12 protein-coding genes are annotated in these 14,744 nt (G+C 74.7%); 2 read left to right on the top strand and 10 right to left on the bottom strand.

Going from position 1 to position 14,744, the window contains the following annotated elements; genetic code table 11:
- Window positions 1-83: 83 nt before the first annotated feature.
- Window positions 84-419, bottom strand: a complete 336-nt coding sequence (locus OF380_RS05445) for an antibiotic biosynthesis monooxygenase family protein (RefSeq protein ID WP_264049749.1) — start codon at window positions 417-419, stop codon at window positions 84-86.
- A 407-nt stretch (window positions 420-826) separates the two neighbouring features.
- Between OF380_RS05445 and OF380_RS05440 the strand changes: the two genes are divergently transcribed.
- Window positions 827-1,252, top strand: a complete 426-nt coding sequence (locus OF380_RS05440; RefSeq protein WP_264049748.1) for a helix-turn-helix domain-containing protein — start codon at window positions 827-829, stop codon at window positions 1,250-1,252.
- A 1,348-nt stretch (window positions 1,253-2,600) separates the two neighbouring features.
- Here OF380_RS05440 and OF380_RS05435 read toward each other — a convergent pair.
- Genes OF380_RS05435 through cbiE form a run of 4 tightly spaced genes read right to left on the bottom strand, consistent with a single transcriptional unit; the run spans window position 2,601 to window position 6,350 of the window.
- Window positions 2,601-3,911 carry a cobyrinate a,c-diamide synthase gene (locus OF380_RS05435; RefSeq protein ID WP_264049747.1) on the bottom strand — a complete coding sequence of 437 codons (1,311 nt, stop codon included), beginning with the start codon at window positions 3,909-3,911 and terminating at the stop codon, window positions 2,601-2,603.
- Entirely contained in the window at window positions 3,908-4,705 is a 798-nt protein-coding gene (gene cobM / locus OF380_RS05430; RefSeq protein ID WP_264049746.1) for a precorrin-4 C(11)-methyltransferase, read from the bottom strand. The genes OF380_RS05435 and cobM overlap by 4 nt, the downstream gene beginning before the upstream one ends.
- Window positions 4,702-5,133 (bottom strand): cobalamin biosynthesis protein, encoded by a 432-nt coding sequence (locus tag OF380_RS05425; RefSeq protein ID WP_264049745.1) that lies wholly within the window; start codon window positions 5,131-5,133, stop codon window positions 4,702-4,704. Before OF380_RS05425 ends, cobM begins: the two co-directional genes overlap by 4 nt.
- The gene (cbiE, locus tag OF380_RS05420) at window positions 5,112-6,350 is read right to left on the bottom strand and encodes a precorrin-6y C5,15-methyltransferase (decarboxylating) subunit CbiE (RefSeq protein ID WP_264049744.1); all 1,239 of its coding nucleotides are present in this window, start codon (window positions 6,348-6,350) and stop codon (window positions 5,112-5,114) included. Before cbiE ends, OF380_RS05425 begins: the two co-directional genes overlap by 22 nt.
- Window positions 6,351-6,379: 29 nt before the next feature.
- Here cbiE and OF380_RS05415 point away from each other — a divergent pair, with 29 nt between their 5' ends.
- The gene (locus OF380_RS05415) at window positions 6,380-7,126 is read left to right on the top strand and encodes a cobalt-precorrin-6A reductase (RefSeq protein ID WP_264049743.1); all 747 of its coding nucleotides are present in this window, start codon (window positions 6,380-6,382) and stop codon (window positions 7,124-7,126) included.
- Window positions 7,127-7,158: 32 nt separating this feature from the next.
- Here OF380_RS05415 and cobJ read toward each other — a convergent pair whose 3' ends face one another.
- The 5 genes from cobJ to cobN are packed head-to-tail and all read right to left on the bottom strand — an operon-like array spanning window position 7,159 to window position 14,735.
- Window positions 7,159-7,917: a precorrin-3B C(17)-methyltransferase gene (gene cobJ, locus OF380_RS05410; protein ID WP_264049742.1), complete on the bottom strand. Its 759-nt coding sequence runs from the start codon at window positions 7,915-7,917 to the stop codon at window positions 7,159-7,161.
- Window positions 7,914-8,705, bottom strand: coding sequence for a precorrin-2 C(20)-methyltransferase (locus tag OF380_RS05405; RefSeq protein ID WP_264049741.1), 792 nt, complete (start codon window positions 8,703-8,705; stop codon window positions 7,914-7,916). The genes cobJ and OF380_RS05405 overlap by 4 nt, the downstream gene beginning before the upstream one ends.
- Entirely contained in the window at window positions 8,705-9,337 is a 633-nt protein-coding gene (locus tag OF380_RS05400) for a precorrin-8X methylmutase (RefSeq protein ID WP_264049740.1), read from the bottom strand. Before OF380_RS05400 ends, OF380_RS05405 begins: the two co-directional genes overlap by 1 nt.
- On the bottom strand, window positions 9,334-11,208 hold the full coding sequence (locus tag OF380_RS28750) for a hypothetical protein (protein ID WP_264049739.1): 1,875 nt from the start codon (window positions 11,206-11,208) through the stop codon (window positions 9,334-9,336). The genes OF380_RS05400 and OF380_RS28750 overlap by 4 nt, the downstream gene beginning before the upstream one ends.
- A complete protein-coding gene (cobN, locus tag OF380_RS05390; protein ID WP_264049738.1) occupies window positions 11,205-14,735 on the bottom strand; it encodes a cobaltochelatase subunit CobN in 3,531 nt (1,176 codons plus the stop codon). The genes OF380_RS28750 and cobN overlap by 4 nt, the downstream gene beginning before the upstream one ends.
- Window positions 14,736-14,744 lie beyond the last annotated feature (9 nt).

Here is a 14,744-nt window from a genome sequence, read left to right as displayed (position 1 = left end):
AATCACCGGTTTCCGGGGCCGGTCGATGCGTTCGCAGGTCCGATGGCGGCCGACCCGAGGCCGGCCGCCGGGTGCCTGGTCCGTCAGGCCACCGCTTCCGAGGCGGGCCGCGCCACGGTCTGGATGGTCTCGAACCCTTCGAACTGTGGATGACCGAGATAGAGCGGCTTGGTGGAGGGGGCCCGGCCATGGGCCTTGCGGAACTGTTCCGAGCGGGTCCAGGCCTCGAAGTCGGCCTTCGACGACCAGATCGTGTGAGAGGCGTAGAGGACGTGGTCCTCGTGCTCCGGACCCCGCAGCAGGTGGAACTCGACGAAGCCCGGCATCTCGCCGAGATGCGAGTCCCGGCCCAGCCAGACCTGCTCGAAATCTTGCGTCGCGTCCTTGACGACTTTGAACCGGTTCATCGCGATATACATGATCCACCTGGGGTTTTGTGCTGTCCGGGACGTCCCGCCCGACGGTCTAACCTGGGGCGGGCGCACGCCAAAGGCCACGGCCGGGGCGCATCGGCCGCGCAAAGGGGCCGGACCGGGCGCCGGTCCGGGAAACCGCAGCATCTGGCTTGCGTTGGGGGCCGACGGTGTGGTCAAGCTGTCAGAACGGGCATTTTTGATGCTGACGCGGAGTAAAACACCCGGCGGCACTCGATTGCTGTCAAGGATAGTTTGTGACCGCTTGCCCAATCGACGGGAGGAGGCCATGATTTCCTGGCGAGTGAACTTACGGAATCCTGCACGAGTTCGTACGAAAGCGTTCAAAGCTGGTTGCCCTGGTGACAGGTCCGGGCCGGGGCCAAGCTTTTCTATAGGGACTGAACCGAGAGATGATGCCTAAGCAGACCACCGACGTCGATCGCCTCGTCGGATTGAGGATCACCGCCCTGCGCAAGGCGCGCGGATTGAGTCAGACCGCCCTCGGCACTGCCGTGGGTGTGACCTTCCAGCAGGTCCAGAAATACGAGAAGGGCCAGAACCGGGTCGGTGCCGGCCGTCTGCGCGAGATCGCCCGTCTCCTCGAGGTGCCGGTCTCGGCCTTCTTCGAGGAGGACGAGGTCGGCGGGACGCAGTCCGACGTCTTCGGCTTCCTGAGTGCGCAGGGCGCCATCGAGCTGCTGCGCGCCTACGCGTTGATCGAGGACGACCAGCTGCGGCGCGACGTCCTCGCCATCGTGCGCACGGCTTCGAAGATGGGCAAGCAGGCCCCGGCGGCTCCGGCCGCCCCGGCGGCTCCGGCAGCGGCCGCCGAGTAGGCGTCCACACCGGGCCGGCACCCGCGCCCGCGCGGTTCCGGTGGCGCCGCTTGCCCGGGAGCGCGCCCCGGGGAGGAGGCCGACGCGCAGAGCCGCGCGGCATGACCCGCCGGAGCGCGGGCCGTTTTCGCGTGGGAAACGCCCGCCGCGATGTCCTGGCGCGCGAGGTTTTCGAGGAGTCTTACGGATTCCGATTCCGTCGGTCTGCAACGTCGAGACTTTCAGGCAGGGCGATCGGAGATGGCAAGCGGTGTCATTCCGGGGGGACCGCAGCTGAGCCCGGAGTTTAGAGCCGCTGCCAGAGCGGGACCTCGCCGAACCTGTGTTTCCGGCGCTCGGGTTCTGCTGCGTCGCTCTGGGACGACACAGTGTGGCGGGGCTTTCGACGCCGCCGGACGCCCTATGCGGTCGACCTGCCGCAAGGGGGAGGCCGTTGCGTTTCGAACGCTGGATCTCGCCAGCTTTCAGGTCCCCGCTCGGGCAGAAAAGACTGATCGCCCCAGTACGAACCCGAGTCCGTCGACCGCCGCTCTCCTCCCCCTTGCGGGGAGGAGCCGGAGGTGGGGGTGCCGGCGCCTTACTTCGGACGTTGAGGCGCTTTTGGCGATCCGGTTTGCGGGACCTCAGGAGCGGCGTGCCGGCACCCCCACCCTGACCCTCCCCGCAAGGGGGAGGGGAGGCCGTTGCGGTTCGAACGCCGGATCTCGCCGGCCCTCACCACTGTGCTCGGGCAGAAGAGGCCGATAGCACGAGCGTTAATCTGCATCGACCTGGCACCGCTCTCCTCCCCCTTGCGGGGAGGAGCCGGAGGTGGGGGTGCCGGCGCCTCGCTTCGAAGGCTAGCGCGCTCTTGACGATCCGGGTTGCGGGAACTCAGGAGCGGCGTGCCGGCACCCCCACCCTGACCCTCCCCGCAAGGGGGAGGGGAGGCCGTTGCGGTTCGAACGCCGGATCTCGCCGGCCTTCACGTCCGCCTTCGGGGCAGGGAAACCGATCGCACGAGCGCAAGCCTACAAAGGTCCAGCACCGCTCTCCTCCCCCTTGCGGGGAGGAGCCGGAGGTGGGGGTGCCGGCGCCTTACTTCGGAAGCTGAAGCACTCCTGGCGATCCGGTTCGCGGAAACTCAGAACCGGCGTGCCGGCACCCCCACCCTGACCCTCCCCGCAAGGGGGAGGGGACGCCGTCGTGGTTCGAACGCCGGATAGCGCCAGCCGTCACCACCGCGCCCGGGGCAGACAACCTGATCGCCCTGCCTGGAAGCAGAGGGAACCCATGGGGCCTCGGGAGGGGCCCTCAAGCCGTCAACGGGATCCGGTACGAGCCTCCGGAAAACCCGGCGGTCGCGCCGTCAGCCGATGAGGTGGAAGAAGCTCCCCGTGGTCCGGTCCCGGCGGTGGCCGGCGAGTCCGAGGGCGACGCCCTCCGCGTCGGTGACGGCGGCGAGGGCGGTCTCCGGCGTCGGCGCGTCGCTCCGCTCGCTGGCATAGTGGAACTCGTGCCCGACGAGGCGATCCCCGGCCCGGCCGAGGGGGCCGTCGGCGATGAGGGTCGCGACCCGGTAGCCGAGGTGCAGGCGGCGCGCCTTGTAGGAGGTCGCCACGGGCAGCAGGCCCGCCATGGCGTGGGTCTCCCCGGCGGCGTCCTCCAGGCTCTCGCCCAGCACCATGTAGCCGCCGCACTCGCCGTGCACCGGCCCGGTCGCCGCGAAAGCCCGCAGGCCACCGAGGAACCGCTGCGCCTGCGCGAGGCGCCCCGCATGCAGTTCGGGGTAGCCGCCGGGCAGCCAGCAGGCGTCGCATCCGGCCGGCGGGGCCTCGTCGGCCAGCGGCGAGAACGGGACGAGTTCGGCGCCCGCCGCCCGCCAGCCCGCCGCCATGTGCGGGTAGAGGAACGAGAAGGCCTCATCCGACGCGATGGCGATGCGCTGGCCCGGCGGCCGGGGCAGGATGCCCGCGCCGGGGGGCGGCGCGGCCCCGGCGGCGGCGGCCCGGATCGCGTCGAGGTCGAGCCCCGCCTCGGCGAGGTCCGCCAGCCGGTCGAGGCGGGCCTCGAGGTCGCCGGTCTCCCGCGCCTGGACGAGGCCGAGATGGCGCTCGGGCAGGACGAGGCTGGCGTCGCGCATCAGGGCGCCGAGCACCGGCATGCCGATGCGGCTCAGGCCCGCCTCCACCAGGCGGCGGTGGCGGGGGCTCGCGACCTTGTTGAGGATGACGCCGGCGATGCGGATGCGGGGGTCGTAGGCCCGGCAGCCCAGCGCGAGGGCGGCGGCGGATTGCGCCGCGCCGGAGACGTCGAGGACGAGGATCACCGGCCAGCCGTAGCGGGCCGCGATGTCGGCGTTGGCGCCCGTGCGGCCTTCCGAGGCGACGATGCCGTCGAACAGCCCCATGGAGCCCTCCGCCACCACGAGGTCGGCCCCGACGGCGGCCCGCGCCGCCACCGCGTCGAGCATGGCCTCCGGCATCGCGAAGCTGTCGAGGTTGAAGCTCGGATGGCCTGTGGCCGCCCAGTGGAAGGCCGGATCGATGTAGTCCGGCCCGCACTTGGCGCCGCGCACGGCGAGGCCGCGCCGGCTGAGCGCCCGCATCAGGGCCAGCGTCACCGTGGTCTTGCCGGAACTCGACCGGGGCGCGGCGACGAGGAGGCCGGGGACGCTCAACGCCGGTCTCTGTCCGCGCGCGCGGCCAGAACGGTCTCGCGGGTCGGGCGGAAGCGCCGGTCGTAGTCGGTCGAATAGAGGGCGCTCTCGCGAAACCCCGACGGGTCCAGGGCGGGGCCGACCAGGATCAGGGCGGTGCGCTCCAGCCCGGCGCGCGCGACCTCGCCGGCGATGGTCGCCAGCGTTCCGGTGAGCACGCGCTCGTCGGGCCAGGTGGCGCGGAACACCACCGCCGCCGGGCACTCCGCCCCGTAGAACGGCGTCAGCTCGGCCACCACCGCGTCGATGACGTGGATCGAGAGATGCAGCGCCAGGGTCGCCCCCGTGGCCGCGAAGGCGGCCAGGGTCTCGCGCTCCGGCATGGCGCTGGCGCGGCCCGTGGTGCGGGTGAGGACGACGGATTGCGCGAGGCCCGGCACCGTGAGTTCGCGCCGCAGGAGGGCGGCGGCGGCGGCGAAGGACGGCACGCCCGGCGTCACCGTGAAGGGAATGCCGGCCTCGGTCAGCCGGCGGGTCTGCTCGGCCAGCGCGCTCCAGATCGAGAGGTCGCCCGAATGCAGGCGGGCGACCTCCTGCCCGGCTGCGTGGGCGGCGGCGCATTCGGCGACGATGGCGTCGAGGTCGAGGGGCGCGGTATCGACGATGCGGGCGCCCGGTGGGCACCAGCCCAGGATCTCGGGCGCCACCAGGGAGCCCGCATGCAGGCAGACGGGGCAGCGGGCGATGAGGTCGCGCCCGCGCACCGTGATGAGGTCGGCGGCACCCGGGCCGGCGCCGATGAAGTGAACGGTCATGGCGCCTGCGTGACGGATTGCGCGCGAAGCGCAAGGGCGCAGGTCGCCCCGGCGCTGGCGATTCGGGGGGTCCGCAGGGTCGCACCCGGGCCGGCGGCGGCCAGCGCCGCCGCCTCGGCCACCGAGCCGACCCCGCGGGCGGCGACGATCCGCGCGGAGCGGGTGACCACCCCCTCATCCGCCGCCTCCAGGGCCTCGGGCGGGACCGGGACCAGGGCGCGGCCGAACTGCGCGGCGGCCGCGCGGATCGCGGGCTCGCCGGCCCGGTCGGCGGCGGTGGCCAGGTGGCGCAGGCGCGCGAGCGGCAGGGCCGCCTCGCGGAAGGCGCGCTCCACCAGGGCGACGATTTCCGCCGCCGGGGTCGCGTGGCGGAACCCGAGCCCGGCGACGATGTCGGGGGCGGTGCTCATCGCTTGACCCAGGCCCATTGCGTCACCGGCATCGCGGCGCGCCAGCCATGGAGGGGGCCGACCGGGTCGGCATGGGCCACGCCGAGGCGCTTGAGGCTGCCGCCCCGCTGCGCGAAGGCCCCGAGCAGCACCGCCTCGCCCTCCAGGGTCACCACGTTGGCGACCAGCCGCCCGCCGGGGCGCAGGGCCGTCAGCGCCGCGTCGAGCAGCCCCGGCCGGGTGATCCCGCCGCCGATGAAGACGGCGTCGGGGGAGGGGAGGCCCGCCAGGGCCTGCGGCGCCGGCCCCTCGACCACCCGCAGGTCCGGCACGCCGAGGCGCTCCGCGTTGCGGGCGATGCGGGCGGCGCGGCCCGGATTCGCCTCGACCGCGACGGCGCGCAGGCTCGGGTGGCGCAGCATCCACTCGATGGAGATGGAGCCCGCCCCCGCCCCGACGTCCCACAGCACCTGGCCGCCGCGCGGGCGCAGGGCGGCGAGGGTCACGGCGCGGATGTCGGCCTTGGTGAGCTGCCCGTCATTCTCGAACCAGGCGTCCTCGAGGCCGGGGCTCAGGGGGACGATCTCGGCCTCGGGCGCGTCGGCGACCGCGATGCCGAGGGTGTTCAGCGGGTCGATGTCGCCGGGATCGACGTCGCCCCGGCCGAAATCGTCGGCCGTCGCGCTGCGGCGGCGCTCGCGCGGGCCGCCCATGGCCTCCAGCACGGTGAGGCGCGAGGCCCCGAGGCCCCGCGCGCGCAGGAGTTCGGCGACCCGCCCCGGCGTCGACCCGTCCCAGGACAGGACGAGGAGGCGGCCCCCGGGCTGGAGATGGGGGATCAGGCGGGGCAGGCTGCGCCCGTGCAGGGTCAGGCAGGCGGTCTCGGCCAGGGGCCAGCCGAGGCGGGCGCAGGCGAGGCTGAAGGCGGAGGCATGGGGGAACACCCGCATCTCCCCGGCCGGGACGAGCCGGGCGATCTCGGCGCCGATGCCGTAGTGGAACGGGTCTCCCGTGGCGAGGATGCAGGTCGGTGTCCCGCGCCGCGCCAGCAGGTCCGGATAGGCGTCCGCGATCGGGCTCGGCCAGACCCGCGTCTCGGCGCCCAGGGGCGCGGCCAGGGCGAGGTGGCGGCGCCCGCCATAGACGCGGGACGCCCCGTCGAGGGCGGCGGCGGCGGCGGGGCTCAGGCCCGCGCGGCCGTCCTCGCCGATGCCCACGATGGTGAGCCAGGGCGTGGACTCCGACTCAACGCTCATGGAGAAGGGCGCCAGCGAGTGAGGGCGGCATGCGGATCCTGATCCTGGGGGGCACCGGCGAGGCGAGCGCGCTGGTGCGCGGGTTGCTGGCGCTGGACGCGGGCTTCGCCCCGACCCTGTCGCTCGCCGGCCGCACCAGCCAGCCGAAGGCGGAGCCCGTCCCGGTCCGGACCGGCGGGTTCGGCGGGCCCGAGGGTCTGGCGGCCTGGATCGCGCGGGAGGGCACGAACCTCGTCGTCGACGCGACGCATCCCTTCGCGGCGCGCATCGGCGCCAACGCGGCGCGGGCCTGCGCCCTGACCGGCGTTCCCCTCCTGGCGATCCGCCGCCCCGCCTGGACGCCGGAGGCCGGCGACCGCTGGATCGGCGTCCCCGACATGGCGGCGGCGGCGGCGGCGCTCGGGCCCGTCCCCCGCCGGGTCTTCCTCACGGTCGGCCGGCAGGAGGTCGCGGCCTTCGCCGCCGCCCCGCAGCACGACTACGTGGCGCGGGCCATCGAGGACCTGGCGCTCGCCGTGCCGCGCTTCACCGCGATCCGGGCGCGGGGGCCCTTCGACGACGCCGCCGAGGCGGCGTTCCTGGTGGCGCGCGGCATCGACATCCTGGTCAGCAAGAATTCCGGGGGCGGCGCCACCTACGGCAAGATCGCCGCCGCGCGGGCGCTCGGGCTGCCGGTGGTGATGGTGTCCCGCCCGGAGAAGCCCGCAGTGCCGAGTGTGCCGGACGCGGCGGCGGCCCTCGCCCGGATCGTGGCGCTCCGACCCGAGGGCCGCTGACCCTGCGGGGCGGGTCGGGGCGGCCGCGCCCCTCACGCCGCCGGCACGCTGCGGGGCGTGTAGACGAAGGGCGTCGCCTCGCCGCGCGGGATGAGGCGCGTCGCCGAGGCGCCGATGATGACCACGGTGGCCATGTCGGCGGTGGTGGCGCGCGCCTCGTCGAGGGTGAGCACCCGGATCGCCTCGTCGGGGCGCGAGACCGCGCGGGCGAAGATCACGGGGGTGTCGCCGCGCCGGATTCCGGCCGCGAGTTCGAGCGCCCGGCCGAGCTGCCAGGGGCGTGCCGAGGAAATCGGATTGTAGAGCGAGACCACGAAATCCGCCCGCAGCACCGCCTCCAGCCGGGCCGTGATGACCTCCCACGGCTTGAGGTTGTCCGAGAGCGACATCGCGCAGAAGTCGCCCCCGAGCGGCGCGCCGAGGCGGGCGGCGGCGGCCAGCATGGCGGTGATGCCGGGCTCGACGGTGATGGGCAGGTGCGCCCAGGCCGGGTCGCCGGCCTCCACCGCCTCGAACACCGCCGCCGCCATGGCGAAGACGCCGGGATCGCCCCCCGACACCACCGCCACGTGCCGGCCGGAGGCCGCGAGCTCGAGGGCGTGGCGGGCCCGGTCCACTTCGACCCGGTTGTCGCTGGCGTGGCGGATCAGCCCCGGCCGCTCGGGCACGCGGGCGACGTAGGGGATGTAGCCGATCAGGTCCTGCGCGCGGGCGAGGGCGTCCTCCGCCGCGCCGGTGAGCAGGCGCGGGTCGCCCGGCCCCAGGCCGATGACCGTGAGCGACCCGGTCACGGCCGGCGCCCCTCGCCGGGCAGGAGCACCATGGAGAAGTAGGGCGCCACGTCGTCGGGCTTGTCGATGAGCGGGATCACCCGCTCGCCCGCCATGGTGCCGCGCTCCACGTAGACGGCGCGCTCCAGCACGCCGGCTTCCGCCAGCGCCGCGCGGACCTTGGGCAGGTGGCGCCCCAGCTTCATGATCACGGCCGCGTCGGTGCGGGCGAGGCGCTGCGCGAGGTCGGCCTGGGGCAGGGTGGCGGGCAGCACGGTGAGCACGTCGTCGCCCCAGGTGATCGGGGTGCCGGCCCGGGTCCAGCAGCCGGACATGCCGGTGACGCCGGGCACCACCTCCACGGGGAAGCGGTCCTTGAGGCGCCGCCACAGGTGCATGAACGAGCCGTAGAAGAACGGGTCGCCCTCCGACAGGATGGCGACGTCGCGCCCCGCGCCGAGGTGGTCGGCGAGGTGCCCCGCCGCGTCGTCGTAGAAGGCGGCCAGCGCCGCGACGTAGTCGGGATGCTCGGGGTGCAGCTCGGTGGTGTAGGGATAGACCAGCGGGTGTTCGCGCGCGGGCTCGGGCGCCAGCACCGCGTCCGCGATGGTGCGGGCGTTGCCGCGCCGGCCCTTCTTGCAGAAATGCACGAGCACGGGGGCGCGCTCCAGCACCCGCATGGCGCGGACGGTGAGGTAGTCCGGTTCGCCCGGCCCCATGCCGACGCCGTACAGGGTGCCGGTGGTCACCGCGCGGGGCGCGTCGGTGCGCTCCGCCGGCCCGGGGGGAAGCCGCTCGCCGGATTCCATCACTCGATCTCTTGGGCGAGCGCGTTGATCGCCGCCGCCGTCATGGCGCTGCCGCCGCGCCGTCCGTGCACCACGATGAAGGGCACCCGGCCGTCGCGGGCGAGGGCCTCCTTCGATTCGGCGGCGCCGACGAAGCCCACGGGGATGCCGATCACGGCGGCCGGGGGCGGCACGCCTTCGTCCAGCAGCTCGAGGAGCCGGAACAGGGAGGTGGGGGCGTTGCCGACCGCGACCACGCTGCCGGGCAGGTGCTCGCGCCACAATTCCATGGCGGCGGCCGAGCGGGTGGTGCCCATGGCCCCGGCCATCCCGGGCACGCGCGGGTCGCTGAGGGTGCAGATCACCCGGTTGTCGGCGGGCAGGCGCGCCCGGGTGACGCCGTCGGCCACCATGCGGACATCGCACAGGATCGGCGCGCCCGCCTTCAGGGCGGCCTCGCCGGCGGCGGCGAAATCCTCCGAGGCCTCCACGTCGCGGGGCAGGTCCGTCATGCCGCAGGCATGGATCATGCGCACCACGACCCGCTCGGCGGTGCCGTGAAAGCGGCTGAGGTCGGCCTCCGCCCGGATCATCGCGAAGGAGCGGGCATAGATCGCCCCTCCGTCGCGCAGGTAGTCGAGGCGGGAACTCATGACGGTCCTGGTCCTGGCGTGTGTTCTGGGAGGATCTCAGCGAGGGATCGTGCCGAATCCGCCCTCCTTACGCGCTCCAGCGCGGCCTCGAAAGGGAGGCGCGTCGCCGGCAACGCATCGGGTCGCCCGGACAGCACCACGTCGTAGCGGCCGTCCCGCCCCACGAGGGTGAGGTCGGCCGCCCCGGGATGGGCACAGCCCTTGGCGCAGCCCGAGACATGGGCGCGCAGGCCTCGCGCGGCGAACGGCCGGAACGCCTCCGCGAGGCGGGCGGCATCCGCCAGCGTCGGCGTCGAGCCGGACGCGCAGGCCGGCGCGCCGGGGCAGGCGGCCACCGCCCCGCGCGGATCGTCGGCCTCGGTCAGGAAGCCGGCCGCGGCCAGGGTCTTTCGCGCGGTCTCGGCGGCTCCGGGGTCGGAGCAGACGAGCAGGAACCCGCGGGTCGGCGAGAGGCGCAGGTCGTTCGCCCCGGCGGCGTCCGCCGCGTCGGCGAGGCGCGCGAGGGCGTCGGCCGTGCAGCGGCCGAAGGGGGCGTCCACGAGAAGGGCGCGGGGACCGTCCGCCGGCGCCGGCGGTCGGTGTCGTCCGGAGATCGTGGTCCGGGCAGGATCTGACGGCAGATCCGAAACGCGACGGAACTCCCTTTCCTGGAAGGAGAGAGCGGGGGCGAGGTGTGGTCCATCTCCGGGGAGGTCACGCACCTCACCCTGTCCCTCTCCTTCCAGGAGAGGGGACCCGCGGGTGTCTCCAGAGGTGGAGCGGCGCGAGCCTTCCATGAGAACGTCGTCGTGCGGATCATGCCGGTTCGCGCGTGAAGCACCACCGCGCTCCCTCTCCTGGAAGGAGAGGGCTGGGGTGAGGTGTGGTCCGTCTCCGGGGAGGTCACGCACCTCACCCTGTCCCTCTCCTGCCAGGAGAGGGGACCCGCGGGTGTCTCGAGAGGTGGAGCGGCGAGAGCCTTCCGGGAGAACGTCGTCGTGCGGATCATGCCGGTTCGCGCGTGAAGCACCACCGCGCTCCCTCTCCTGGAAGGAGAGGGTTGGGGTGAGGTGTGGTCCATCTCCGGAGAAGCCACGCACCTCACCCTGTCCCTCTCCTTCCAGGAGAGGGGACCCGAGCTGCCCACGCCCGATCGGCGAACCACCGCCCAGGGCGAGCAGGCCCGGACTCAGGGTCGAGATCCCCGAGGGACCCGGCACGTGGCGTAGGCCCAGACTCTTCAGGCAGCCCGTCCGCGCCTCGGCCGAAACATCCCGCATCCGGCGTTGCCCGCTCGCGGCGAGCAGGCGCAGGGCCGCGTCCACCGCCGGCCGTGGATCGGCACCGGGGATTCCCCACCACGTCGTCTCGCCCGCCAGATGCAGGGCGAGGCCGTCCGGGCCGGCGACGAGGTGAAGATCGGCCTCCGACGCGCCGAGGGCGAGGCCTCGGGTGGCCGACTCGACGGCGACCAGCGTCTTCGGCGGCAGCCCGGGAATCGCCCGTCCGATCGCCTCGATGGCGTCGGCGAGGGCCGGGATCGCGTCCGCTTCGAGCCCGGCGAGCGGCGTGGTCAGGGTCAGGCGCTGCGGCCCGCCATCCCCGCGCACGTCGCCGAGGCCGACCGCGTCGAGGGCTTCGGCGAGGCCGCAGCGGGTCGCCTCGGTGACGCCCCGGACCTGCAGGTTGGCCCGCGCCGTGACATCCACATGCCCGTTGCCGAAGCAGCGGGCGCCGTCCGCGACCGCGCGCGCCTGGGCGGGGCTGAGGCGCCCGAGCGGCGGGTGGATGCGCGCGAGCAGCCCGTCCCCGGTCGGCATCGGGCGGGCGAGGCTCGGGCACCAGCCGCGCCGGGCCGGCGCCTCCGGCGAGACGCGGCGGGGCGCGCTCACGCGGCCGCCTCGGGCAGCAGTTCGTCGGCCGCCATGGCGTTGCGCCGGGTCGTCCAGAGGCCGCGCCGCCGGGCGTCGTCGAAGCGCTCCAGGATGGCGCGGGCGGCCTCCGGGTTCGCGGCGCGCAGGGCCTCGAAGGTGTCGGGATCGGCGATCATCGCGCCGTAGAGCCGGTCGAGGTCGGCGTCCGAGACCGCGTCGGTGGTGGCGGCGAGCACGAAGACGGCGTCGACTCCCTGGGCCAGTTCCTGGGCACCGCGATAGCCGTGGCGCAGCTGGGCCGCGATCCAGCGCGGATGGGCGAGGCGGCCCCGGATCAGGCGGGCGGCATCCTCGCGGGCGGTGCGGGCCTTCGGGGTCTCGGGAATGGCCACGTCGAGGCTGTAGAGGGCCGGGCGCGCCCCCGTCAGCGCGGCGGCGGCGGCGAACCCGCCCATCGCCTCTACGGCGGCGTCCCCGTCGAGGAGGTCGCGTTCGGCGACGTCGAAGGCGTGCACGTAGGCGTCGGCCCCAGCGACCCGGGCGGCGAAGCCCGCATCCGCCGCGTCCGCCGCGCCGCCATAGGCGTGCGAGGTGGCGTCGAGATAGGCGCGGCCGAGGTCGTCGCGGCCCTCCCAGGCCCCGTCGAGGGCGAGGCCGCCCGCCCCGGCGCCGTAGCGTCCGGGCGCCGCGCCGTAGACGCGGGCGGGCGATTCGCCCCGGCGCCGGGCGGCGGCGAGGGGGTTCTCGTCGTCCTCCTCGTTGCGGAGGGCTACGGCCTCGGCGGCGCGGGCCAGCAGCGACAGGGTCTCCGGGAAGGTATCGCGAAAGGCGCCGGAGACCCGCACCGTCACGTCGATGCGCGGCCGGTCGAGGAGGGCGAGCGGCAGCACCTCGAAGCCGGTGACGCGGGTGGAGGCGTGGTCCCAGACCGGCCGGACCCCCATCAGCGCGAGGGCGTGCGCCACGTCCTCGCCGCCGGTGCGCAGGGTCGGCGAGGCCCAGAGGTCCATGACGATGCGGGCGGGGTACTCGCCCTCGTCCTGGAGGTAGCGCAGCACCACCGCCTCGGCGGCCTTGGCCCCCAGGGTGGCGGCGGCCCGGGTCGGCAGGGCGCGCGGGTCCAGGGTGGCGAGGTTACGGCCCGTGGGCATCACGTCGGTGCGCCCGCGCGAGGGCGAGCCGGCGGGGCCGGGCGGCACGAAGCGCCCGTCGAGGGCGGCGAGCAGCCCGTCGCGCTCGGCCCCCGCGCAGGCCGCGACCGCCGCGGGGGCATCCGGGGCGGCGCGGCCGAAGACGTGCAGCCCGTCGCGGGTCGTGACCTCGCCGAGGTCGCAGAGATGCGCGTCGAGGGCCGCCAGGGCGTCGGGCATCGGCGTCCCGGCATCGATGCCCGCGTTCCCCAGGAGTCCGGCAGCGGCGGCCTCGTCGAGGATGGATCGGGCGAGGATCGTCGCGCGGCGCGGGTCGAGCACGCTGGCGGCCGAATACTCCTCCACGAGTTCGCGCAGGCGCGCCGCATCCGGGTCGAGGCCGGACGCCATCGTCTGCGGGGTCAGGTGCCCCAGCGCGACGCCCCCCAGGCGCCGCTTCAGGGGCGCGGCTTCGCCGGGATCGTCCACGATGAAGGGATAGATCACCGGCAGGGCGCCGATGGCGCGGGCCGGCCAGCATTCCGGCGAGAGGGCCACCGCCTTGCCGGGCAGCCACTCGGTGGTGCCGTGGGTGCCGAGATGGATCAGCGCGTCGAAGTCCCGGCGCAGGCCGAGGTGGAAGGCGAGGTAGGCGTGGGTCGGCACCGCGTCGGGGTCGTGGTAGCCGGCCTTGCGATCCGCCGCCCGGCCGCGATCGGGCTGCAGGAACAGCGCGAGGCGCCCGGTGGTCACGCTCCGGAAGCGGAAGGCCCCGTCCCGGCAGGCCGGGTCGGCCTCGGGCGGCCCCCATTCGGCATCCAGCGCCGCGCGGGATGCGTCCGGCAGCGTGTCCGCCCAGGCGCGATAGGCCGCGAGCGACACCGCCACGTGCGCATCCCCCTGCGTGAGCGTCCGCATCAGCGGGTCCGCCTCCGGCAGGGCGCCAACCGCGTAGCCCGCCGCGCGCAGGTCCGCCGCGATGGCCCGGGCGCTCTCCGGCGTGTCGAGGCCCACGGCGAAGCCGGCCCGGCCGCCCCGCGCCGGGTAGTCGGACAGCACCAGGGCGAGGCGGCGGGCGGCGCGGGGCGTGCGGGCGAGACGCACCCAGGCGGCGGCCCGGTCGGCCAGCGCCGCGATGCCCTCGGCGTAGGGCACCGCCCGGCGCTCGGCGAAGCCCTCGACCTCCGGGCCGTCCTCCTTGAAGGAGATCGGAAAGCCGGAGAGCCGGCCGTCGAATTCCGGCAGGGCGACCTGCATGGCGAGGTCCGCCGCGCCCATGCCCCGGGCCGAGGCGGTCCAGGCATCGCGGGCCGCGCCGATGCTGAAGGCCTGGATCACCGGGCAATCGGCCGCGTCGAGGACGAAGCCGGCATCGTCCCGCGCCGAGAAGGCGGTGGCGGCCACCACGATGGCGGGACCGTGCGCCGCGATGGCCTCCCGAAGCGGGGCGATCGCGGCCGGGTCCTTCAGGCTCGAGACCGCCACCGCGAGCACGGCGAGGCCGCGCGCCTGGAGCGCGTCGGCGAGCGCGGCGATCGGGGCGGTGTCGCCGGAGAGGACGCTGGAGCGGTAGACCACGAGGAGCGCCAGCGGTGCTTCGCCATGGCGTCCGTCCGCTGGCTCCAGCCTCCGGCCATGCCCCTGCGTCGGGCTTTCCGGCTCGGGTTCCCTCTCCCGCGCGGAGAGGGACAGGGTGAGGTGTGTGGCCTCTGCGGAGATGCACGACACCTCACCCCAACCCTCTCCTTCTTGGAGAGGGCGCCCGTCGCGACTCTTCCGGTCCGAGCGTTCGATGGCACCGCGGCCGGTCTGGAACGGCCGTCCGGCGGCGCGGGCCTGGGCGAGATCGACGGGGCCGCAGCCCGGGCAGGCGATGAAGCCGCGCGGCAGGGGCTGGGGCGGCTCGACCGTCCCGGCGAGCCCGATCTCGGCGGCGAGCCGCCCGATCAGGCGTCGCAGGTTGGCGGTGCCCCCGGCCCGGAAATAGGCGTCGCATTCCGGGGCCAGGCCCGGCCGGGTGGAGAAGCCGTCGAGGCGCGGGTCGGGCCGGTCGTCGCCCGGCAGCACCACGAGGACCACGCCGTGGGCGCGGGCGGCGGCCGCGGCCCGCTCGATGCCGTAGCGCCAGTAATCGAGGCCGCCGAGGCAGCGGATGACGACGATCCGGGCCTTGGCGATCACCCCGTCGACGTAGAGGTCCACCGACATCGGGTGGCGCAGCTTCGCCAGCTTGGCCAGACGCAGGGTCGGCGTGTCGGCCGAGCCCGCCGGGAAGGCCGCCGCATAGGCGCCGGCCATGCCGAACAGGTCGGAATCGGTGAACGACAGGAAGACGATGTCGCCCGGCGCCTGACCGAGATCGACCGCGGCTTCGCCCTCGTCGAGGGAGACCGTATCGATGCGGATCAGGTGCATGGGCGGGGC

Source organism: Methylobacterium sp. FF17 (assembly GCF_025813715.1).
Classification (GTDB): domain Bacteria; phylum Pseudomonadota; class Alphaproteobacteria; order Rhizobiales; family Beijerinckiaceae; genus Methylobacterium; species Methylobacterium flocculans.
The sequence above is the reverse complement of the archived record's forward strand: the minus strand, read 5'-3'. Positions and strand labels throughout refer to the sequence as shown.

Bases quoted from the DNA above. Each gene is read 5' to 3' on its own strand.
- OF380_RS05445 (WP_264049749.1), bottom strand. From the start codon at position 419: ATGTATATCGCGATGAACCGGTTCAAAGTCGTCAAGGACGCGACGCAA.
- OF380_RS05440 (WP_264049748.1), top strand. From the start codon at position 827: ATGATGCCTAAGCAGACCACCGACGTCGATCGCCTCGTCGGATTGAGG.
- cobM (WP_264049746.1), bottom strand. From the start codon at position 4,705: ATGACCGTTCACTTCATCGGCGCCGGCCCGGGTGCCGCCGACCTCATC.
- OF380_RS05425 (WP_264049745.1), bottom strand. From the start codon at position 5,133: ATGGGCCTGGGTCAAGCGATGAGCACCGCCCCCGACATCGTCGCCGGG.
- cbiE (WP_264049744.1), bottom strand. From the start codon at position 6,350: ATGAGCGTTGAGTCGGAGTCCACGCCCTGGCTCACCATCGTGGGCATC.
- OF380_RS05415 (WP_264049743.1), top strand. From the start codon at position 6,380: ATGCGGATCCTGATCCTGGGGGGCACCGGCGAGGCGAGCGCGCTGGTG.
- OF380_RS05405 (WP_264049741.1), bottom strand. From the start codon at position 8,705: ATGGAATCCGGCGAGCGGCTTCCCCCCGGGCCGGCGGAGCGCACCGAC.
- OF380_RS05400 (WP_264049740.1), bottom strand. From the start codon at position 9,337: ATGAGTTCCCGCCTCGACTACCTGCGCGACGGAGGGGCGATCTATGCC.
- cobN (WP_264049738.1), bottom strand. From the start codon at position 14,735: ATGCACCTGATCCGCATCGATACGGTCTCCCTCGACGAGGGCGAAGCC.